The sequence below is a fragment of the Holdemania sp. 1001302B_160321_E10 genome (assembly GCF_015552275.1).
Lineage (GTDB): Bacteria > Bacillota_I > Bacilli_A > Erysipelotrichales > Erysipelotrichaceae > Holdemania.
Window position 1 is genome coordinate 15,200 of record NZ_JADNEM010000016.1, and the last position, 22,518, is coordinate 37,717.

General features: G+C 53.0%; 19 protein-coding genes. 10 read left to right on the forward strand and 9 right to left on the reverse strand.

Features of this window, described 5'->3' with window-relative positions:
* Positions 1-12: 12 nt before the first annotated feature.
* The 8 genes from nagA (I2D94_RS10670) (at position 13) to nagA (I2D94_RS10705) (ending at position 9,582) form a co-directional block, all read left to right on the forward strand.
* Positions 13-1,209 carry an N-acetylglucosamine-6-phosphate deacetylase gene (gene nagA / locus I2D94_RS10670; protein ID WP_195396853.1) on the forward strand — a complete coding sequence of 399 codons (1,197 nt, stop codon included), beginning with the start codon at positions 13-15 and terminating at the stop codon, positions 1,207-1,209.
* 505 nt (positions 1,210-1,714) lie between these two features.
* On the forward strand, positions 1,715-4,447 hold the full coding sequence (locus I2D94_RS10675) for a sigma 54-interacting transcriptional regulator (RefSeq protein ID WP_229056851.1): 2,733 nt from the start codon (positions 1,715-1,717) through the stop codon (positions 4,445-4,447).
* A gap of 15 nt (positions 4,448-4,462) precedes the next feature.
* Positions 4,463-4,879 (forward strand): PTS sugar transporter subunit IIA, encoded by a 417-nt coding sequence (locus tag I2D94_RS10680; protein ID WP_195396857.1) that lies wholly within the window; start codon positions 4,463-4,465, stop codon positions 4,877-4,879.
* 78 nt (positions 4,880-4,957) lie between these two features.
* Positions 4,958-5,458: a PTS sugar transporter subunit IIB gene (locus I2D94_RS10685; RefSeq protein ID WP_195396859.1), complete on the forward strand. Its 501-nt coding sequence runs from the start codon at positions 4,958-4,960 to the stop codon at positions 5,456-5,458.
* Between the two features lie 12 nt (positions 5,459-5,470).
* On the forward strand, positions 5,471-6,268 hold the full coding sequence (locus I2D94_RS10690; protein WP_195396861.1) for a PTS sugar transporter subunit IIC: 798 nt from the start codon (positions 5,471-5,473) through the stop codon (positions 6,266-6,268).
* Positions 6,261-7,073 (forward strand): PTS system mannose/fructose/sorbose family transporter subunit IID, encoded by an 813-nt coding sequence (locus I2D94_RS10695; RefSeq protein ID WP_195396863.1) that lies wholly within the window; start codon positions 6,261-6,263, stop codon positions 7,071-7,073. Before I2D94_RS10690 ends, I2D94_RS10695 begins: the two co-directional genes overlap by 8 nt.
* Positions 7,074-7,140: 67 nt before the next feature.
* Positions 7,141-8,358, forward strand: coding sequence for an N-acetylglucosamine-6-phosphate deacetylase (nagA, locus tag I2D94_RS10700; protein WP_195396865.1), 1,218 nt, complete (start codon positions 7,141-7,143; stop codon positions 8,356-8,358).
* Between the two features lie 21 nt (positions 8,359-8,379).
* Positions 8,380-9,582 (forward strand): N-acetylglucosamine-6-phosphate deacetylase, encoded by a 1,203-nt coding sequence (gene nagA / locus I2D94_RS10705; protein WP_195396867.1) that lies wholly within the window; start codon positions 8,380-8,382, stop codon positions 9,580-9,582.
* 169 nt (positions 9,583-9,751) lie between these two features.
* Here the strand turns inward: nagA (I2D94_RS10705) and I2D94_RS10710 are convergent, their stop codons facing one another.
* The gene (locus I2D94_RS10710; RefSeq protein WP_195396868.1) at positions 9,752-10,213 is read right to left on the reverse strand and encodes a DUF3021 domain-containing protein; all 462 of its coding nucleotides are present in this window, start codon (positions 10,211-10,213) and stop codon (positions 9,752-9,754) included.
* Between the two features lie 9 nt (positions 10,214-10,222).
* Positions 10,223-10,663, reverse strand: coding sequence for a LytTR family DNA-binding domain-containing protein (locus I2D94_RS10715; protein ID WP_229056852.1), 441 nt, complete (start codon positions 10,661-10,663; stop codon positions 10,223-10,225).
* A 269-nt stretch (positions 10,664-10,932) separates the two neighbouring features.
* Here I2D94_RS10715 and I2D94_RS10720 point away from each other — a divergent pair, with 269 nt between their 5' ends.
* Positions 10,933-12,318 (forward strand): sodium-dependent transporter, encoded by a 1,386-nt coding sequence (locus tag I2D94_RS10720; protein ID WP_195396872.1) that lies wholly within the window; start codon positions 10,933-10,935, stop codon positions 12,316-12,318.
* Between the two features lie 77 nt (positions 12,319-12,395).
* On the opposite strand, the gene I2D94_RS10725 is transcribed toward I2D94_RS10720, so the two are convergent.
* The 7 genes from I2D94_RS10725 to I2D94_RS10755 all read right to left on the reverse strand — a co-directional run bounded on the left by I2D94_RS10725 (position 12,396) and on the right by I2D94_RS10755 (position 18,974).
* Positions 12,396-13,088 (reverse strand): hypothetical protein, encoded by a 693-nt coding sequence (locus I2D94_RS10725; RefSeq protein ID WP_195396873.1) that lies wholly within the window; start codon positions 13,086-13,088, stop codon positions 12,396-12,398.
* A gap of 418 nt (positions 13,089-13,506) precedes the next feature.
* On the reverse strand, positions 13,507-14,856 hold the full coding sequence (locus I2D94_RS10730; RefSeq protein WP_195396874.1) for a S1C family serine protease: 1,350 nt from the start codon (positions 14,854-14,856) through the stop codon (positions 13,507-13,509).
* Between the two features lie 233 nt (positions 14,857-15,089).
* A complete protein-coding gene (gene spoIVA / locus I2D94_RS10735; RefSeq protein WP_072683387.1) occupies positions 15,090-16,568 on the reverse strand; it encodes a stage IV sporulation protein A in 1,479 nt (492 codons plus the stop codon).
* A 265-nt stretch (positions 16,569-16,833) separates the two neighbouring features.
* Complete coding sequence (locus I2D94_RS10740; RefSeq protein WP_195396876.1) at positions 16,834-17,121, reverse strand: hypothetical protein; 288 nt, start codon at positions 17,119-17,121, stop codon at positions 16,834-16,836.
* A 6-nt stretch (positions 17,122-17,127) separates the two neighbouring features.
* Entirely contained in the window at positions 17,128-17,535 is a 408-nt protein-coding gene (locus I2D94_RS10745; RefSeq protein WP_072683385.1) for a hypothetical protein, read from the reverse strand.
* Positions 17,528-17,983: a MarR family winged helix-turn-helix transcriptional regulator gene (locus I2D94_RS10750; protein WP_195396878.1), complete on the reverse strand. Its 456-nt coding sequence runs from the start codon at positions 17,981-17,983 to the stop codon at positions 17,528-17,530. Before I2D94_RS10750 ends, I2D94_RS10745 begins: the two co-directional genes overlap by 8 nt.
* Positions 17,984-18,122: 139 nt before the next feature.
* Positions 18,123-18,974 (reverse strand): DegV family protein, encoded by an 852-nt coding sequence (locus I2D94_RS10755; protein WP_072683383.1) that lies wholly within the window; start codon positions 18,972-18,974, stop codon positions 18,123-18,125.
* Between the two features lie 436 nt (positions 18,975-19,410).
* Between I2D94_RS10755 and dnaE the strand changes: the two genes are divergently transcribed.
* Positions 19,411-22,494, forward strand: coding sequence for a DNA polymerase III subunit alpha (dnaE, locus tag I2D94_RS10760; RefSeq protein ID WP_195396880.1), 3,084 nt, complete (start codon positions 19,411-19,413; stop codon positions 22,492-22,494).
* The last annotated feature ends 24 nt before the right edge of the window (positions 22,495-22,518 follow it).

Consider the following 22,518-nt stretch of genomic DNA (forward strand, 5'->3'; position numbering starts at 1 on the left):
GGACAATGACTCATGAAATTTGAAAACTATGAAATCTGGACGCCTCAGGGAGCAGTAAGAGGAACGCTGGAAATCAAGGATGGGAAAATTGTTGGCCTTTATCCAGATTTACAGTCAGGCGAAGATCATTTCAAGCGAAATAAGATTTTGCCGGGACTGATTGATATTCATACGCATGGTTATTTGGGTTATTCCGCTCAGTCTGCGGATCCTGAAGAATTGCATGGTTTAGCCAGGGCAATGACCTCAATCGGGGTTACTGGATTTTTTCCGACAGCCGGCGAACATTTTGATAAGGAGTATGAGAATCTTTCTGCTTTGGCAAGCGTTATTGATGAACAGAGGCGGACGGAGATTAAGGATGAGGTGCAGATCTTTGGAATCCATATGGAAGGGCCTTTTCTGAATCCGGCAAAAAAAGGTGGTTTCGCACTGAGTCAATTATGCGAGCCTTCTGTCGATAAACTCCGTTCTTATATTTCTGCAGCCGGCGGGCATCTGAAGTATATGACTATCTCGCCTGAAATGGATCCTGAAGGAAGCTTGATGCGTGAATGTCAGAATCATCATATTCTGTTATCAGGCGGTCATACGACCGCTACCTTTGAAGTCTATAACAAAGGGATTGTTTTAGGCTTATCTACATCAACGCATACGGGGAATGCGATGTCTCCGATTGACCGCCGGGATGGCGGAGCTTTCGGCGCCGCATTGCTTTCAGAGGCTTTGTATAACGAGGTCATCTGCGACTTTGTGCATGTATCGCAGGAAGTGCTGGAAATGATGTTCAGAATTAAAAAAGGAGGAATGGGAAAGTTTATCATGATTTCCGATTCAGAATCCCTGTCCGGACTCCCGCGAGGAAATTACTATGAAAAGGGGCGGCATTATACTGTGACGGAGGAAGGGAAGCTCGTGCTTGACGATGGCGTTTTAGCGGGAAGCGTAACCCATATGCTTCAGGGTGTTCGTAATTGTTATCGAAAGCTCCACAAGTCAATTCCTGAAATTCTGAAAATGACGTCTGAGAATCCGGCGGCATTATTCGGTTTAACGACAAAAGGGAAGCTGCTTCCGGGAATGGACGCCGATTTCATCATTCTGGATGACGAGGACCGTCTGATCCAGACCTATGTGAACGGCATATGCGTATATGATTGTCATCAGGAAGCCACGGTTAATCCGCGGTTCATAGATCAGTTACAATGAGACGCCGCTGTAATCTTGCTTTGGCAGGGGAGTTTCTCGGGATTCATTTTGTTTCATTCTGAAATAGTGAAGCAGTATGACTGCGCCGCTGAAAAAGGATAATGGATAGCTCTGTTGATTATTTTAAAAACTGAAATCAGGCTGAAGATGAAGGCCGATTTCAGTTTTTTAATTTGCGGAGATCATGAACTTATTTAAACTGAGATCGAATTGAAAACTGGTAAATCCGTCATGGAAACCAGTTTTTTTCAAATGTTAAACTCAGGCCGCACAGCGACAGAGCGGGGAGATTCACGTACAATGGAAATGAAAAAGGGCTGAGCTTTCATGGAGATGAGCGTTGTCGTCACCAATCTGGGCTATTCGTCACTGATGAAACGTGTCGCTGACAGTGCCAAAACGATCTGAATTTAGGCAGTCAGTGTTGAAACTTGATGAATGTAAAGACAAATCGGGTGAATATCCTATAATGAAGCCATCAGCCGATCTGAACGAGGTGAATGGGATGAATAAAACAAAAGAGGAAATTCTCATCTGGCTGAAAAACCAGACCCGGATCTACGGTTTGACGCAGCTGGAGCGGATGACGACCCGGAATATCGCCGCGCAGCTGAATCTGTCGCGCACCTTGGCGAGTCAGTATCTCAACGAGCTGTGCAAGGAAAACGCGTGCGTCAAAATCAGCTCCCGTCCGGTTTACTATCTGGCGAGGCAGGAGCTGGAAATAAAATATCAGGTGACGTTGACCGACGAGGAATATTTCAATGTCGCCGATCTGGTTCAGGCACTTTCCCGGAAGCCGTTTCCGGCGCGAAACTTTGAAAACGTAGTCGGGGCCGACGGCTCTCTGGCCGGCTGCATTGCGCAGCTCAAGTCGGCGATGCAATACCCCAGCGGTCTGGCGGTGCTTCTGGAAGGGGAACGCGGCAGCGGACGGCGATTTCTCGCGCAGTCGGCGTTTGAATTTCTCACGGATCAACATCTGAATTCGGCCGCCGCCCGGTTTGTGCGCTGGAGCGTCAGTGCGGAAATGACTCCTGAACGCCAGCTTGCCGAGCTGTTCGGTGAGGAACAGGAGGGCACGGTGCGCTCAGGCTTGATTGAAAAAGCCGGGGAGGGTGTCGTGTACCTGACGGAAGCCGATCAGCTGAGTGCGGAATGTCAGCTGAAGCTGGCTGAATTGATCCGCTCGGGCACCTATACCCGGGCTCGCCAAACACAACCGGTCTTGACGAATAACGCCCGCTTTATTCTATCGTTGGCCAGCCGGTCTGCGCAGGCATTGCAGCCTGAGCTGCTGCTCAGCATCCCGGTTCACTGCCAGGTTCCTGCCTTTTCCCGCCGTCCGGTTCAGGAGCGGGAAGAACTGGTGATCCAGCTGCTTTTGAAGGAACAACGCAAGCTGAACCGGGAGATTAAAATGTCCGCGCGGCTGTTTGGCGCTCTGTGCGCCGATCTGCCGGGACTGAATTTAGCGGAACTGAATAACGGTTTAAAAACGATGTGCGCGGCCGCCTATTCCCAACATCCGCAAGAGCCGGTCATCGTGTTAAAAGCGATGGATCTGCCGCCGGAGCTGCTGGGCCGCTTACCGTTAAGCCAAATCCGCAAGCCGTCGGAGTCAACGCCATTGCCGATCGAACAATTCCGCCGTCAGGATGGCAGCGATCAGATTTTAAAGCTGTTCGATCATCTGCTGGAAAGTCACCGGCACTATTATAACGAGCACCGCGTCTTTGCCCAATTTCTGGAGCAGGGGCTGACGCGGATGCGGGAATATTACGATACGATTATCTTCACGGCAAAGGAGGAGGACAGCCGGCTGGCGGTCATCGAAGCTCAGATCCGCCGCGAACTGGAAACGCTGGATCTGGATCAGCGGCTGACGCTGCCGCCGAACTGCAGCTTTGTGCTGGCCCGGATGACGTGCGCACTGGCGCGAATTCATTCCAGTCTGGCCGTCTGGGAAAGTCAGCGGCAGGAAGCGATTCAGGGCTGCCTGAACACCTTGCGTCAGCAGCTTCCGGAGGCAACGGCGTTAGCAGAGTCGCTGACTGAGAAAATATGCGGATCGCTTGAATTGCGTTCCCAGCCGTTAAACACGATCTTTCTGACGCTGAACATCCGCTTTTATAACCAGGAGCCGATACGCCGGCAAAACTGCGGCATCATCATCAGCCACGGCTATTCGACGGCGTCCAGCATTGCGGATGCGGCGAACCAGCTGCTGGGAAAACGAATTTTCGACGCGCTGGATATGCCGCTTGATACGGAGGTTGGCGAGATCGAGAAAAAACTGAACGAATTTATCCGATTCCATTCTTACCTCCGCTCGATGATCCTGTTGGTCGATATGGGATCGCTGGAAGGAATTGCCGAGCATCTCGACTGTCCGATGGAAGTCGGCGTGATCAACAATATCTCAACCGGACTTGCACTGGATATCGGAATGCGCTTAAGCCGGTGCGAACCGCTGGAAACGATTTTGAAATCAGCGTGCGAGAGTTATCAATGCCGGTACCGGATTCTGGCGCGCAAGCAAAAAGAACGGGCGATTCTCTTTACCAGCGATATTTCGGTGAAGATCAGCGGCAAGCTGGCGGAGCTGTTCGCCCGGTCGCTGCCTCGTCCATTAAATATCCGGTTTATTGAAGCCGATTACGCGACGCTGCAGTCGCCGCAAGAACGGCAGGTCTTATTCGACCGTTACGAGGTTTTGATTCTGATCGGGCCGTTAGGTTTCCATCCGGAAAACGTCAATACGATGGCGCTGGAGGATATCGTCAGCTTCCGCTCGATGGAGCCGCTCAATCAGGCATTGGAAGGCGAGCTGGACACGGCGGAGCTGGAATTGTTTCAGCAGCAGCTGCTAAAGAACTTCTCATTGCAGAGCTTGATGGAAAATTTGACGATCCTCAATCCCGCGCGTCTGTTGGACTGCGTATACGAAGCGGTCAGCGCGCTGCAGCGGCAGATGAACCGGCGCTTTCAAAGCCGGACGCTAGTCGGCATCTATATTCATGTCAGCTTTCTGATCGAACGGTTAGTGACCCGCACGGCGATCGAATCACTGGCAGATCTGACGCCGTTTGTCCAGGCTCACCGCGACTTCATCAAACAGGTCAACGCCAGCTTTGCACCGCTGCTTAAGAATTACAACGTCACCGTTCCAATCGATGAGATTTCCTATCTTTACGACTATATCGAAAACGACCGACAGGACCCTTCAGGGGTTTAACTTTCAGGAGGAAAAATGATGAGAGAAATCATTCTGGCTTCGCACGGCGCGCTGGCATCGGGCATGGCGGATACCGCGCGGATGATCATCGGCGATGATCCGCATCTGAGCACGCTGGCCTTGTTGCCCGGCAGTCATCCCGATTGCTTAAAGCGTCAGATCGAAGAACGGCTGGCGGCAGGGACGGCCGACGAATTTCTGATTCTGACCGATCTGTGGGGCGGCAGCGTCAACAACGCCTTGCTTGCCCTGGCGCAGGATCCGCGCGTGCACATCGTCGCGGGGATGAATCTGAATCTGGTGCTGCAGCTGTGTCTGAGCCCCGAACCGCTGGCCCGGGCGATCCCTGCGGCGCTGGCGGAAGCCCGGCAGGGGATGATCTACGGCAATGCCGTCCTGGCTTGTCCGCCAACGGAAGACGAACTGTTCTGACGCGGCGGAAACATTCCGGAAACAACAAGGAAATTCACCGGAGCGATCCGGAGGATAAAAAAGAAAGGAGGCGTGACAATGATTAAAATGCTGCGGATTGACGATCGGCTGCTGCATGGACAGGTGGTGTTTATGTGGACGAAACAGCTGAACATTAAGGGCATCATCGTGGCCAACGATGAGCTGGTGACGGATCCGATCCAGAGCCTGGCGATGAAGCTGGCGGTGCCGGAGCATCTGAAGCTGCTGATCAAGACGATCGACGAGGCGGCCAAGCTGATCAACAATCCCCGTGCGGCGGGCATGAACATTCTGGTCGTGATGAAAAATCCGGTCGATGCGGCGCGTTTGCTGCAAAAGATTGAAGACAAGTCAGTCATCGAACGGGTCAACATCGGCAACAGCGGCCGGATCGACAAAGGGGACCGGATGATGATGACCAAGGAAGTCTATGTCGACGACGCGGACATCGCGGCGATCGAAGAAATTCTAGCGGCCGGTCTGCCGTTTGAAATTCAGATGATCCCGACGAGCAACAAGGTTCAGGTCAAAGAGGCGTTGAAAAACGTCCGGAAATAGGGAGGACTGTTTATGACACTGGTTCAAGCACTTCTGATCGCCCTGGTGGCGGCAGCCGGTCAGGCGGCGGGGGATATCGGCGGCAACGTCATGGTTAACCGGCCGATTGTTCTGGCTCCGTTAGTCGGTGCGATCCTCGGCGATTTACAACAAGGGTTAATCATGGGCGCAGCGCTGGAACTGATCTTCTTAGGCGTGGTGTCGATCGGCGGCGCAACACCGTCGGATTCCAACATGGGGTCGGTGCTGGGCACGGCCTTCGCCATGAGCATGCATCAGGGCGTAGAGATCGCGCTGGCGCTGGCGGTTCCGATCGGAATTCTTCAGCAGATGGTCAAATATCTCGTTTATTTCTTCCGTGCGACGACGATGCACAAGGTCGAGGAATTCGCCGAAGCGGGCGATTTCGGGAAGATCACGCGCTTCCATTTCGGTCACTGCGCGCTGTATGTTACGCTGTACGGTCTGATCGCGTTTGTTTCGCTGCAGTTTGGAGCCGGAGCGATGCAGGCGCTGGTCGAGAAAATCCCGGCGATCATCATCACCGGCCTGGGCGCGGCCAGCCAGATGCTGCCGGCTGTCGGCTTCGCGTTGTTGATGAACATGCTTTGGGATAACCGGCTGTGCGTCTTTCTGTTCTTCGGCTTCATTTTATCAGTCTATCTGAATCTGCCGATTATCGCGATTGCCGGCATTGCGGCGACGATCGGAATCGTTATGATCGTTCAGGATATCAGCGCATCCCGCACTCCGCGGATGGCGGCGCAGCCGGATGCCCAAAGTGAAGAGGAGGCGTTCTTCAATGAGTAACGTGATGAAATCCGATGAGAAAAAACTGATCAACCAGCTGTTCTGGCGCTCCTTTGCTTTGGAAGGCTCGTTCAACTATGAAAAGATGCAGGCGCTGGGCTTTGCCTGGGCGATGTTCCCGGCGATCAAGCTCTATTGCAAAACGCCGCAGGAACAAGTCGAAGCGCTGAAACGGCATACCGCATTCTTCAACATCACACCGAACATCTGCACGTTCTCGTTAGGCATGGCCGCGTCGATGGAAAAAGAATATGCCGAGAAAAAGGATATGGATCCTTCGACGATCAATGCGGTCAAGGTTTCCCTGATGGGGCCGCTTTCGGGCATCGGGGACTCGTTTTTCTGGGGAACCTTCCGCGTCATTGCGGCGGGCGTCGGCATTTCGCTGGCGCAGCAGGGCAGCATTCTCGGCCCGATCCTGTTCTTGCTTCTGTTCAACGTGCCGCATCTGATCATCCGGTATTACTGCACGATCTGGGGCTATCAGCTGGGCTCGAAGTTTATTCAAACTTCGTATGAAAACGGTCTGATTCAGCACATGACCAAGCTGGCGACGGTGATCGGCTTGACGACGGTCGGCGCGATGATCGCGACGATGGTGACGTTCAACGTTGGGTTTACAGCGCAGATCGGCGAAACAACGCTGGTGCTGCAGGAGGTCTTCGATCAGATCGTGCCGAAGATTCTGCCGCTCTTATTGACGCTGGGAGCCTTCGGTGCGATCCGCAAGGGCGTCAAGGTCAATACGGTGATTCTGGCAATCTTTGCGTTCGGCTTGATCGGAACGCTGATCGGTCTGTTATAATAGGGTTAACCCGAAGCGGCTTGTTTCAACAGGGCCGCTTCTTCAACTGGGAAAGGAGTTGACGACATTGGGCAACGAAACAGTTTCATTTTACAGCCGCCGGATCCTGACGGAGCAGGGCATGGTGGAAGGGGTGCTGCAGGTCGCGGACGGGAAGTTTGCGGGTCTGATCGAAAATCCAAATCCGGCGCAGATCGCGGCGGCCCGGGACTTTGCGGATCAGCGGATCTTCGCGGGCATCATCGACCTGCACAGCCACGGCTATCGCAGCTGGTCAGCCAAAACGATCGACAAGGCGGAAATTCAGGGCTTATCGAAAATTCTGCCTTCGATCGGAGTCACGGCGACGCTGGCGACAACCTCGGGCTGGAAGGCGCATGAGATGGAGATGCTCAGCGCGATCGCGGAGGCGTTGGACGAAGGCGTGACCGGTACGCGGATTTTAGGCATTCACATGGAAGGGCCGTTTTTCAATCCGGACAAGCACAACGCGACACCGCGGGAAGAAGTCATTCTGCCAAGCGTGGAAAAGTGCGAGGCGTATTGGCAGGCGGCCCGCGGGAAGATCAAGTATATGACGCTGGCACCGGAAATGCCGGGCGCGGCGGAAACGATTCACTGGCTGCGGGAACACGGGATTGTCGCGGGGGCCGGTCATACTCTGGCGGACGACGAACAAATGCGTCAGGCAGTTCGGGACGGTATCCAGGTATCGATTCATACCGGCAATGCAATGCGCCAGATCGACCGGCGTGATATCGGCGCTTTGGGCGCGGCGCTGCTGGATCCGGAGGTCGTCTGCGAAATCATCTGCGATTTCTATCATCTGGCACCGCGGATGCTGGAAATTATGTTCCGAATAAAGCATAATTTTGACAAGTTCATCATGATTTCCGACTCCGATACGCTCTCCGGGGTGGCACCGGGCACCTATTTCGCTTATGGCAAGCGCGTCCACGTACATTCCGACGGACGGATTCTGCTGGACGACGGCACGATTTCCGGCAGCTCAAAATATGTTCTCTACGGGATGGAAAACCTGATCGAAAAACTGGGGCTGGCGCCGCAGCGGGTCAGCCAGATGGCGTCGCTGAATCCGGCCCGGCTGTTGGGGATCGAAGCGCAGAAGGGTTCGATCGCTCCGGGGAAAGACGCGGATTTCTTCATAATCAACGACCGCTACGAGGTTCAGGAAACATGGGTCGAGGGGCGGCGGGTTTATACGTCCGCGGATCCGATTTTGACCAACGAGCATTTTTCACAGTTCTGTCAGAAGCTGGACTAAACGAAAAGGAGAAAGAAATTCATGAAAATACGCTGCAATGAAATCGTAACCCCGGCAGGTGTGATCGACGGACTGGTCATCGTGGAGGATGGAAAGATCACTCAGCTTGTGCCGGTGGCTGAGCTGAAGGAGGAAGCGTGGGATGAGGACTGGCGCGGGTACAAGCTGCTGCCGGGACTGATCGACATTCATACGCATGGTTATTACGGCTATTCGGCCTTGTCGACGAAACCGGAAGATTTTCACGCGCTGTCCAAACAGATGGCGGCGGTCGGCGTGACGAGCTATCTGGTGACGGCGGGTGATCACAATGAGACGGAAATGGAAAATCTGGCGGCGATCGCGCAGGCGATCGGCGAACAAAAGCAAGGTTTAAACGGGGAAGCGCGGATGCTCGGCATTCACATGGAAGGACCATTCCTCAATCCGAACCGGCGCGGTGCATTTCAGCCGGAGGAGCTGCTTGAGCCCTCCGTTGAGAAAATGCGGGCTTATATCGAAGCCAGCCAGGGCCAGATCCAAACTATGACGATGGCGCCGGAGCTGGATCCGCAGGGCGAACTGATCCGTTTCTGCCGCAGTCAGAACGTCTTGCTCAGCGGCGGACATACCGTCGCGACGTTTGCGGAATATAACCGGGCGATCGAACAGGGGTTGGCGTGTTCAACCCATACCGGCAACGCGATGCGGCAGATGGATCGGCGCGAACCCGGCGCGTATGGCGCGGCGCTGCTTTCCGATCAAATTTTCAGCGAGGTCATCTGCGATCTGTTTCATATCAGTCAGCCGATGCTGGAAATCATGTTCCGGATCAAACCGATGTCGCGCTTTATCATGATTTCCGATTCCGGGCCGATGAGCGGACTGCCGGCGGGCGTTTATACGATCCGCGGACACAAGCGGACGATCAGTGAAGCGGGGCTGGTGCTGCTGGAGGACGGAACGATTGCGGGCAGCTCCAAAAACATGCTTTACGGCGTCCGAAATCTGGCGGAAATGCTGCATAAACCGATCACGGAGATCGTTAAAATGACCTCGGAAAATCCGGCGGTCTTGTTCAGCCTGCCGCATAAAGGCTCGATTGCCGCGGGCAAGGACGCGGATCTGATCGTTGTCGACGCTGATTTTCAGCTGATGAAAACCTTTGTCGAAGGTCGCTGCGCTTATCAAAAAGGCGACGTCCTGACGGTCAACCCGGATTTTTTGAAAACCAGCGTTGCTTAAGCCAAGCTTGAGAAACCCGAAGCAACAAGAAAGAAAATCCGGCGGAGACTCCCATGATCACAACATAAAAACTGGCCGTGCAAGGTTTTGTTTCCAACTTTGCACAGGCCGGTTTTTTCTTGTTTTTGCAGTGTTTCCGTTTGTTTAAGTCCAATTTTACAGCTTGGATTCAGGCTTGATTGTGCGCTTTCAGCTGTCGGTTCAGCAGGTTCACCCGGCGCTTCATCAGGCTGTACTCAATCAGCCAGATCATGGCGTAAATTGCGAAGAACAGGCCGAAATAACAACCGAAACCGATCAGCGTGTGTGGCATCCACCACATGAAGTAGGCGATCGGCAGCGTTCCGGAAGAACAGACGATCAAATGAACAAGCGTTTGCTTGAGTAAGCTCCAGTTTTCGATGGACCAGATTTGACTGGCAGCCGCCCAGATCGCGCCGTAAAGCATCGAACAGAGCGTCTGCAGGAGCATCGCGCTGACCTCCGAGCCGCAGAAGACGATCAGCTCCGGAACCACCGCGTAATAATGCCCGTTGTTGTGCAGCAGCGAGATCGCCAGCGTGATCAGCGTGGAAAGGGCCACGCCGGCAAGCGCTCCGAACAGACCGGTCAGGATCATTTTCTTTTTCATGATTTCACCTCATATTCCACATGCTTGTTTGATTTTGGAAACGTAGCGCCGGGAAACGTAAGTCTGCACACCGTTGGTCAGCGTTACGCAGATCGTCCCGGAAAAGCTTAAGTCAAAATGGTTCACCTTGCTCAGATTAATGATTTCCGAATGGGAAATCCGGACGAAATCCCCGGGGCTTAACCGGGCCTGGACTTCCTGCAGACTCAGCCGGACGATAAACCGGCCTTTCTCGGCTTCCGCAATCGTTTTCTTTTCCTGGGCATAGATGCGGATGATTTCCCGGGGCTGAAGCAGAACGAGTTCATCCTCCTGAAATCCCGCAAGATATGCGGCGGGTGTATTGGATAAGGATTGAATCAGTGTCTGGATTTCGTCAGTGACCTGGCGGGTGACGACGATGAGCCGGGTTTCGCCGCAGTTCTCGTCGATTTGAATCTCAACCTTCATGTTCATCACTTCCTTTGGCTGTTTTCTTGATCTGATCCTAGTATAGCGGAAATCCCGGCGGGATTCACCCGCTTTCCGACAGACGGTCGGTTTTGCGGGTCAGACGGTTAAATTCAGGGGAAAAAGAAGATGAAAAAGGATGAACGCTGAAACTGTGAAAAGATGAAACAGAACAAGGAAAGAAATGCGGGAAAAAGAAAAGTTTTCATTCAAATTTAAGCCGGGTTTTGATATAATGAAAAACAAGGTTTAAAAAAGGGGAACAGGAAATGAATTCAAAACGAGGACAATGGGCCAGTAATCTGGGCTTTATTCTGGCCGCGGCGGGCAGCGCCGTCGGCTTGGGCAATATCTGGAAGTTTCCGGGCAAGATCGCAGCTTATGGCGGCGGGGCGTTCTTGCTTTTGTATGTGCTGATCGTTGCGCTGATCGGTTTGCCAGTGATGTTAGCGGAATTATCCATCGGCCGGGCAACGCAGAAGAACGTCGTCGGCGCGTTTCACAGTCTGAACCGTCGCTGGACCTTCTGCGGCGGTTTGGGGGTCGTCACGTTATTCGTGATTTTATCGTATTACTGTATTGTCGGGGGCTGGGTGACGAAGTATGTCTTCGTTTACTTAACAGGCGCGCATTTCCCGGCGACAGCCGCGCCGTTTCAGGATTTCTTCGTGCAGTTTATCAGTGCACCGGTCGAGCCTTTGATCTGGGGCGCGTTGTTTTTCGGCTTGTGCATCTTCGTCGTCGTGCGCGGAGTTTCCAGCGGCATCGAAAAATTCAGTAAGTTTCTGATGCCGTGTTTGTTTTTGCTTCTGATTGCGATCGTGTTCCGGGCAGTCACGCTGCCGGGGGCCTGGGAAGGCGTAAAATATCTGTTTGAAATCCGGCCGGAAGCCCTTAACGGCGATACGCTGGTGGCGGCTTTGGGTCAGGCTTTTTTCTCGCTGTCGGTCGGGATGGGCATTATGGTGACGTATGGATCGTATGTGCCGAAAAAAGAAAATCTGCTGCGCAGCGCGGTGATGATCTGCATTCTCGATACGCTGGTCGCGGTGCTGGCGGCGTTGGCGATCGTGCCGGTCGTGTTTGTCACGATGGGCGCTGAAGGGCTGGGCATGGGCGGCGGTTTTGCGTTTATGGCGCTGCCGGAGGTGTTTGCGATGATGCCGGGCGGCGTGCTGTTCGGTCTGGCGTTCTTTCTGCTTCTGTTTCTGGCGGCGCTGACCAGCGCGATCAGTATTCTGGAAAGCTGCACGGCTTTTCTGAACGAAGAGCTGCATTGGAGCCGATTGAAGTCGACGTTGTTTCTGGCGGCGCCGATGAGTTTGTTAAGCGTTGGTTATTCGCTGTCGCAGAGCGCGGAACGCTCGCTGAACCTGCCATGGCTGGATTGGAAGCATGGGCTGCAATGGCTGCCGATGAATGCGGTCATGGAAAAGTTCACCGATAATCTGATGATTCCGTTAGGCGCGTTGTTGTTCTGCGTGTTTGTCGGCTGGATCTGGGGTTCGCGGAAAGCGGCGAAGGAAATCAGCGGCGCGGCGCAGAAGCCGTTTAAACTGGAAAAATACTGGAGTTTTATCGTGCGCTATGTCGCGCCGATCGTAATTTTGATCATCTTGTATTTTACATTGATTCAGGGACAAGGATTATCATAAACAAAGAAAGAAGCAAACTGCCGTTAAAACAAAAAAGGCAGTTTGCTGAAAATCAGATCATCTGCCGCGGTTGGAGCTTAAGCTCGCATCGCGGCTTTTTCTTCCTCCTGAATAATTTCCTGCATCCGCAGATAACGCTTTTTCATCACTTCGCAGATCGGTTTTTGATCGCTGAGCCTGTCCAGATTCCGCTGCATGACTTCGAAGACCGGATCCATTTTAATTAACGCTTCGACGATCGGGGACTGACTGTGCGGACGGGCTTCTTTGATGAACCAGCGCCATTGATCTTCCTGAGAAAGCGGCGGGGTGAAGCTTTCATCCTGTGCCGGCAGCGGAATGACGACCATTGTGACCTTATCCTCAAACGGCGTAAACAAACCGAAATCAGATAAACGCAAAGTCTGCGGCGCTTTCCATTTCCGGTACGAGGCAGGATTCAGGACAAACGAAACGGCCACGATCGGCTGTGCTTCTTCGATTTCCTTGATGTCAGGGGATTGAGCGGCAAGCAATTCGCTGACCAGCGCTTTCGTCCGGATAGACGCAGTCCGCCAGGCCGTAACGGTCTGAACGCCCAGCACCATGAAATCACCGACCTGGACGCCGACGCCAATCGAATATTCAGAATTCAAAGTTTCGGAATCGACGGTAAAAACCATCGTGGATCCGACGTTTTTATTCATGGAATGGGGCAGGCTGGAGATGATTAATTTGAAAAGCAGATCGTTGGTCAGGTTAAAATACTCGTTGAGTGATGGTTCCGGCATAGTTTGTTCCTCGCTTTCTACCTTTAATATTGCGTTTTTTTTCAAAAAGCCTTGCTGAAATATAAAAAAAGTTAAAATTTTTTCTAAAAATTCGTTTTTTGCCTGAAAACATTTACATCTTGGAAGTGAATTTAACTTTTTTACTCTGTTTCGATAGTGAGCCAAGAGGCATCCGATTCTTTAAAGGATGAAATGAAAAAAACGGAACATCGGCTAAGGCTTAAAGCCAGTCTGCTAACGTCATTACCAGAACGTCCCTGATTAAAGTTCAACCTTTTTGTTGCGGGTTCATCCGCTGTTATGAATTCCTTGGGGAAAAGCAGACAAAAAAACGGATCAGTTTAAAACAGCGGACGGTAGAAAAAAACCTTCCGCGGTTTGCGGAAGGTCAGAAACTATGCTGTGGAGAATTCAGGGATTAATTTAACGGGACTTGCGGATTGGTCTGCGTTTCGCCGTTTTCATTCTGCGGAAGGGTGGTGTTTTTCTTTTCCTGCAGCGTCAGGGACAGGGTAACCGTGGATCCGCCGCGGCTGACCATGATTTCCACGGTATCGCCGACAGCGTAATTGTCTAACGCCGCGCTGAGATCCGCGAAGGATTCCACAACCTGATTGTTGATCGAAATGATCCGGTCGCCCGCCTGCATGCCGGCTTTATCCGCTGCGCTGCCGCTTTCCACATCCGTGATGTAAACGCCTAAGCTGTTGACGCCGTACTGCATCGCAGTCTGAGCGTTTTCAATGCTCAGCACGGTAACGCCCAGCGCTGGCCGGCCGGTGACATAACCGTTGGCGATCAGCTCCTGTGCGATCCTGCTGACAAGATTGGACGGAATCGCAAAGCCCAGGCCCTCGACGTCGCTGCCGCTGGATTTGGCGACGACCATGCCGATCAGTTCGCCGCGGGAGTTGAACAGCCCGCCGCCGGAGTTGCCCGGATTAATTGCCGCGTTGGTCTGAAGCAGCGTCATCTGCTGATTATCCAGCGTGATCGAGCGATCCTTGGCGCTGATGATGCCGTTGGTTACGGTACCGCCCAGCTCACCTAACGGATTGCCGATTGCGACGGCGGTTTCGCCGACGTTCAGGGTGTCTGAATCACCGAAGGTGACCGGCGTCAGGCCGCTGGCATTGATCTTCAGCACCGCGACGTCGGTCTTACTGTCGGTGCCGACCAGCACCGCGTCATAGGTTGTTCCGTCGCTGGTGCGGACTTGAATGGTGGAAGCACCGTCGATCACGTGGTTGTTGGTGATCAGATAGCCGTCTTCGGAGATGATCACGCCGCTGCCGGCTCCGGTCTGCACGTATTGCTGCAGGAAGCTGCTGTTGGTGACTTTTTCCGTCTTAATTTCCACGACGCTCGGCTGATTCAGCGCAGCGACCTGCTCGACGCTCATCTCGCTGCCGGCCGCAACCGGCTGGACTTCCACCTTGCCGGCGGTCGACCGGTACAGCGTTGTGGAGGAGCCGTTCATCGGGTTGGCCAGCAGTCCGCCGCCGAAACCGATGCCTCCGGCCAACAGTCCGCAGCAGAGAAAGCCGGTGACCATCGTGCGCTTCATCGACTTGCGCTGCTTTGCCAGTTCTTTCAGCACCGGATCGGGTTCGGGCTGGACATGGATTCGCTCGCAGCGGGTTTGTTCCTGAGCTTTTGCCTGGGCATTCGCGCTTGTATGTTCCTGTGAGGCAGCGGTCATGCCGGCTTCATTTTCACAGTGATTTTCTTCTGGGATTCGATTTTCATGATTTTCATTCATCATCATCACACCTCTTTCTTTTTACGAGTCTTATTCTAGTCCGGGGATGTGACTTCATATTGACTGAAATATGAAGATTGTGTGAAGGCTTGGGTAAACTGATGTTCACTTTGTAGAGAAGGTGAAAAAAACTGGTTGACCTGAGGGTGAAAAGCATATCCGGCGAAGACTTTCAGAAGGCAGCGGACAGGCAAAAAGAAGCGCCGGAACCTCCGGGCTTCTTTGAGTACAGCTGCCAGTTAGAGAACAATCGCGATGACGTTGCCTTTGCCCCGGTTGATCAATTTGGTCAGGATACCCTGCAGGCGGACCCGCGCGGTTTCCGGAATCATCGACAGCTTTGAGTTCATGCCGTCCTTAATGATGTCGGCCAGCTTGCGCCCGAAGATATCCGATTCCCAGATGGCCTGCGGATCGCTTTCCTGATCGCGAAGCAGATAGCTGACCAGTTCCTCGCTCTGTTCTTTCGATCCGATGATCGGCTCAAACGTGCTTTCAACATCGACCTTGATCATGTGAATGGATGGGGCGACGGCTTTGATGCGCACGCCGTAGCGGCCGCCTTGCTTGACGATTTCCGGAGTGGAGAGCTGGATGTCATGCAGGGAGGCGGAAGCGAAGCCATAGCCGGTCTGCTTGACCATCTTCAGAGCGCTGCTGATGGCGTCGTATTCCCGCTTGGCTTCGGCAAATTCCTGCATCAGCTGCATCAGCTGGGCTTTGTCGGTGATGTCCTGACCGATGATTTCCTTTAAGACCTGATTGTAGAGTCCGCTTTTGACCTCCAGATCGACGACGGCGACGCCCTTGCCGGTATCGACGGTCGCCAGGTTAGCTTTCTCGACATATTCGTTCTCATTGAGGATATCGACGATGCCTTCGACCTCGCGCAGCTTGGTGATCGCCTTCATGCTTTCCTCAATCGAACCGTTAAGACTCTGCTTAAGCCAATGCTCGTCGCTCAAAACGGAGACCCACTTCGGCATCTGAACGTTGATTTCCGAAACCGGGAATTCGTATAGTGCTTCCCGCAGCAGCGCGTGAATATCGTTTTCGTCCAGGCGGTTGACTGCCATCGGAAGAACCGGAACCTGAGTCTTTTCCTTTAACTTGTCGACGACGCTGCGGCATTGAATGGATGAAGGATCCTTGGAGTTGACGATGATGATGAACGGCTTGCCGATCTGGGTCAGTTCGTCGATGACCTCGGCTTCCGCCTCGATATACGAGTCGCGCGGCAAATCCGCGATCGAGCCGTCGGTGGTGATCACGATGCCGATCGTGGAATGATCCTGAATGACCTTCTGCGTGCCGGTCTTGGCCGCTTCATTAAATGGAATCGCTTCGTCATACCACGGCGTGCGCACCATCCGCATGCCGTTTTCGTCTTTGTAGCCTTTGGCTTCAGGAATGACAAAACCGACGCAGTCGACTAACCGGACCTTGACCGTAAAGCCGTCGTCGAAAGCGATCGTCGCAGCGTTGTTCGGGACAAATTTCGGCTCCGTTGTCATGATCGTCTTGCCTTCCCCGGATTGCGGGAGTTCATCAATCATCCGTCCTTTTTCGTATTCGTCTTCGACATACGGAATGACGGCCTGCTCCATGAACTTTTTGATGAAAGTGGATTTGCCTACCCGTACTGGTCCGACAATGCCTAAATATATATCGCCGCCAGTTCTTTCACCGATGTTTTTCAAAATTTCTGTCGTTTCCATAACTTCCTCCCTTAGCTATTTGAAGTGTATGAATTTGCCCAGGGCTCTATGCCAGCGCAATGTGAAAAATAAGTGGAAATCTGCCGGGCGGAAGGGAATCGGCGGCGATTAAAAAGGAACCGCGGGGGGACACGCATGAGAAACAGGAAAACGAAGGCCGTGATCGCAGAAAAAAAACAATCCCGACCGGTGGATTGTCTTTTCACGATGGATTTAAATCGGGTTGATCCACAAGAAGACCAACCTTCCTTGCCTAAGGGCTGCGCTATTTGATTTCATGCTCGGTATATTCCGCGTCGATCACATCTTTTTCATCGACGTGCGGGCGGGATTGAGTTTGTGAATAACCGGCGTCCTGCTGTTGCTGCTGATAATAATCTTGTTGCTGCTGCGCTTTGTAGAAAGCTTCGCGCTGTTTTTTATTGCGGTACAGAAACCAGCCGATGATCCCGACCCATAACAACAGTCCGACCAGCGGATAGGCGTAAAGCAGCGGCGAGAGCACCTGCAGAATAATTAACAGAATGAAAAAATAAACAAAGGATCCCATCATCGCGCCCTACGACTTTCTCTCGAAGGTCGTCTTGCAGCGCGGACAGGTGATTTCAATCTTCCCGTGTCCCCGCGGCACGCGGACCGTTTGATGGCAATGCGGGCAGCTGAAATATTTGTGCTCTTTATCACTGGCGTTCTTTTTGATCAGTGAGAAGGCGGAGCGGACCGGCCGGGTCAGTTCCATGAATTTGATGTTTTCTTTCCGGCGTTTCCAGAGGTTGCGGGAAAGCGTGCGGAACAGGGAGGCGAAGATCAGTACGTCGCCCAGCAGGCCGAGGAATACGCTCTTAAACGTCAGCGTGTTGACAAGCAGGACGGCCAGGGATGCGAACAACAGGAAGTTGTTCAGCGCATCGGTGCCGTAGCGGCCGTTCATAAAGCGAAACAGCGCGTTTTTAATTTTTTCAAGCATGGTTATCGTTCTCCTTATAATGTAGCTTGCGCATGATCTGCGTAATCTCCTGAAAGCTGCGGTGCAGCGTCGCCAGTTCGTCTGCGCTGAGCTGGGCGAAATACGGCGTCAGATGCCGGATTTGCTTCTCTTTATACTGGCGCAGGATTTCGCCGCCCTGAGGACTGATCGAAATCAGAATGCTGCGGCGGTTGTTGGGGTTGGGCTTGCGGTCGACGATCCCGCGTGTGACTAAACCGTCGATCAGCTTGGACAGCTGCTGCTTGGAAATCAATGTCTGCCGGCAGCAGTCGGCCAGCGTCATTTCCTCACGGCACTGCAGCGTGAATAAAACATATAATTGAACAGGGCTGAAATTCTCGTTCTGCGCGATTCCCATGGATCGGTTGAGCATCAGCGGCTGCAGATTGAATAAATCTTCGAGGACCTTGCGGATTGCATCTTCCATCATCATCACCTCATGCAAACTATTATACCGATTTTCGCAATCTTGTAAACACGTGTTTACAGACTTCACATGATTTCACATGAAATGTTCACACAGTCTTCACTTTCTGAAGCAACAGAAAAGCCGTCGCGATTGACGGCTAATCCAGCTTTCTGAAATATTGAATCGCCTGCGTGTTCAGTCCGGTGTGAACGGCGACGACGTTGACAAGCTTGATGATCTGAATTTCGGTTTTCGGGAAGGTGCGGCGCAGGATGGCGGCCAGCTGCTCGGCGGTCTGCGGTGCGTCGACGTGCGCGATGGTAATCGAGTAATGTTCGTCGATGTTATCTTCCTTCATGATCTGTACGGCCCGTTCCAGCGCGCGGGTATAGGTTCTGACCTTTTCCTTGACGTCGATCCGGCCCTGGGTACGCCGGTTGATTTCCAGAATCGGTTTGATCTTTAATAAGCCCGCTAACGTGGCGGCCAGCGGCGTCAGCCGTCCGCCGCGTTTTAAATGCTGCATGTCGCTGGGCAGAATCAGGGTGTTGGTCGTGTCGATCACCTGCTGGCAGGCGGCCTGGATTTCTTCCATGGAGGCGCCGGTCTCGGCCATTTGCCTGGCGGTGCGGATCAGGTATTCCTGAACGACGGCCGTGACATGCGTATCAATCGTGATGATCGGCAGCCCAATTTGGGAAGCCGCCGTCTGCATCGCACTGATTGTGCCGGACAGACCGCTGCAGATCGGCACAGCGAAGATCAGTTCCACGCCCTCAGCTTTTAATTGTTCAAAACATTCCTGAATCCGGCCTAACGACGGCAGGGATGTCGCCATAACCTTCTGCTGCTGAAGCAGCGTGATCAGCTGGTCCTGATCAATGTCTTCCATATCCTGAAGACTGCGGCCGTCGACGCTGATCTGAAGCGGCAGACTGACGATGCCGTCCGCTGCCATTTCAGCCGCGGTTTTCCCGATGCCGCTGTCGGTAACAAAGGCTATTTTCATAGTTTTTCACTCCTTATATGTTTCATTTTAACGCGATCTGATTTAGAAGTAAACTAATATCCACTTACAGAAAAGACGGTTTGTCGACTTTGTGCGAAAGCACAGATCTTCATTGAAATCGAATTGATGAATCAAAGGGCTGAATCAAGGGTTAAAAATAAAGAAGGACAGTTTGGAAAAGCAAAAATAAATCTGGAAAAAACGGAAAGAGGGATGTTTCGATCAAACTAGAAAAAAATTCAATTTGAAATTGACGGAGTCTGAATAATTTCGTATAATTCACTCAAAAGAAATGATGACGCAAAATGGAAGCGGCGCTGCCCTGACGGAGCGGAACAGGCATGGAAATAAGCCGGAAGGGAAGCCTTCGGTTGAGTGAAGCAGTGGCTGATCCGGCCGCTTTATGGTAAAATAAAAAAGAAGGGAGTGCTGAAAAATGAGTGTTCATCTGCATGCGCGAAGTTGTTATACTTTATTAAACAGCACCCTGACGGTACCGCAGTTGGTAGCTCAGGCCAAACAGGCGGGCTATGAGGCGATCGCCTGCACCGACGAAAAAGTGATGCACGGTGCGATGGAATTCTGGAAGTGCTGCCAGAGGGAACAGATTAAACCGATTTTCGGTTTGGAAGTACAGATTCAAATTGAAGAAGAGATCGTTGCGATGACCGTGCTGGCGCGGGATAATGAAGGTTATGTCGGTCTGATGGAAGCTTCCAGCCGATTGTGCGACGGGCAGAATACGCTGACGCTGGATCAGATCCGAGCGCATCTGGAACACTGGGTGCTGATCGTTTATGGCGAGGGCGGTTTTGTCGAAAGTGAATTGATTCAGGAGGACCGCCGCGGCTTGAGCGATAAGCTGGGCTGGCTGAAGACGCAGCTGCCGTTGTTTTATATGGCGGTCTCGTTTAACGACGCGTCGTTCTGGAAATTGAAGAATATTTTATTAAAGCAGGTGTGCGCGGCGCAGGAAATTCCGACTGTCGCCCTGTCGAAGATTTATTATGGCAAAGCAGAGGATGCCCAGCTGTTTAAAATTGTCAACGGGATCCGGTTGTCCAAGACGATCAATGATAAAACGCTGCCGTCGGTCAACGGCCGCTATCTGCGCACCCCGGCGGAAATGGAACAGCTGTATGACGCCGAGGATCTGCAGGCGAGCGATCACATCGCTTCAATCTGCAACGTGACGATGGAGCTGGCGAAGACGACGCTGCCGGCGTTTCCCTGTCCGCAGGGCGTTTCCTCAAAACAATATTTAACCCAGCTGTGTCTGGCCGGCTTGAAGAAACGGCGGCAGGGACAGCCGGAGGATCCGGCGTATCGGCGGCGGTTAAAATATGAGCTGGACGTCATTTTAACGATGCACTTTGAGGATTATTTTCTGATCGTCTGGGATTTCATCCGATTTGCCCGCAAGGCGGGAATTTATGTCGGACCGGGCCGGGGCAGCGCGGCGGGCTCATTAGTCGCGTATGTATTGGGAATCACGCATGTGGATCCACTGGAATACGGATTGCTTTTTGAACGATTTTTGAATCCGGAGCGAATTTCCATGCCGGATATTGATACCGACTTCCCGGATAACCGGCGCGACGAAGTGATTCAGTATGTCGCTGAAAAGTATGGCGAAAAACATGTCGCGCATATCGCGACGTTCGGTACGCTGGGCGCCAAGCAGGTGCTGCGCGACGTCGGCCGGGTTCTGGAGATTCCGCTGCGTGAGGTTGACATGCTTTGCAAAGCTGTGCCGTTTGGAATTAAGATGACGCTGCAGACGGCGATTCAGCAGAATCCGCGGTTTTACCAGATGGTCTATGCCGACCGGCGGTATCAGGAGCTGTATGAAACTGCCTTGCGGATCGAGGGTCTGCCGCGGCATGTTTCTACCCATGCGGCCGGAATTGTCTTTTCCCGCGCCGAGCTGGAGCAGGTCTGCCCGACAATCCGGATTGAAAACGATCTGCTTTCCACGCAGTATACGATGGAGCATCTTGAGGAGCTGGGACTGATCAAGATGGACTTTCTGGGACTGCGCAACCTGACGATCATCGACGATATCGTTCAGCGCGTGCAGCAGCGCCAGTCGCTCGATATTATGAAAATTCCGCTGGACGACGCGAAAACCTACGCGCTGTTAAGAAAAGTCGACACCGTCGGCATCTTCCAGCTGGAATCGGAAGGCATGAAAAATCTGATCCGCAAGATGCAGCCGGCCTGTTTCGACGACATCGTCGCGACGATCGCGCTGTTTCGCCCCGGGCCGATGGAAAACATCCCGGAATATCTGCGCTGCCGGAAGGATCCGTCGGCTGTGCATTACCTGCATCCGGATCTCAAGCCGATATTGGAAAGTACCTATGGCGTAATGATCTATCAGGAACAGATCATGCAGACGGCGCAGAAGATGGCGGGTTTCTCGCTTGCCCGCGCGGATGTGCTGCGGCGGGCGATGTCCAAGAAAAAGCTCAAGGAGCTGCAGTCGCTGCAGAAGGAATTCATCGGCGGCTGTATCCAGCAGGGCTATGATGAAAAGCTGGCGAATGAGGTTTATGCGTTGATTCTGAAGTTCGCCAATTATGGCTTCAATAAATCCCATTCCGTAGCGTATGGCCTGCTTGCCTATCAGCTGAGCTATCTGAAGGCCAATTTCCCGTTGGAATTCTATACTTCGCTGCTTAACAGCGTGATCGGCGCGGAAGGCAAGACGGCCGAATACATTGACGAATGCCGCCGGCATCAGGTTCAAATTCTGGGTCCGTCGGTCAATGCCAGCGACGTGCGTTATTTAATCGAGGGTGAAGCGATCCGCTATCCGCTGCTCGGGATTAAGAATATCGGCTCGGCCGCCTGCATGCAGCTGTTGGCGGAGCGGCAGGAAAACGGGCCGTTTCAGGATTACTACGATTTTGTCACGCGGATGCTGACGCGCAGGCTTAATCGGAAAATGATCGAAGCGCTGATCGACGCGGGGGCGCTGGACGAGTTCCACGCCAACCGCCAAAGTCTGCGCCTGTCGCTGGAGGAAGCGATCAGCTACGGCGATTTAGTGCGGATTGAGGTCGGCGGTCAGGTACGGATTGATTTAGGCCTGGTATCCAAGCCGGTGATGGTGATGGCGAAGGAAGATCCGATCGAACGCAGCGAACGCGAGCGGGAAGCGCTGGGCTTTTATCTCTGCTCGCATCCGATCCTGCAGGTCAAAAAGAAATTTCAGATCCAGACCGAACCGTTAGTCCGGTTAATGGCGAAGGGCGGTTTCATCGAAGGCTTCGTTTACCTGCAGCGGGTGCGCCAGCATCGCACGAAAAAAGGCGATCTGATGGCGTTTGCGGTCGGCGTGGATGAAACCGCGCAGATCGACTTAGTCGTCATGCCGAGCATTTACGCCCGCAGCACGGCCTTTTTGAACAAAGGCCAGTACGTGTACTTCCAGGGCAAGATGGACAAGGAAGATTCCTGTCTTGTCAACCGGCTGCAGCCGCTGAACACGGATTTCACGCAGAATTCACAATAAAACGATACACTGTTGACCATAAGG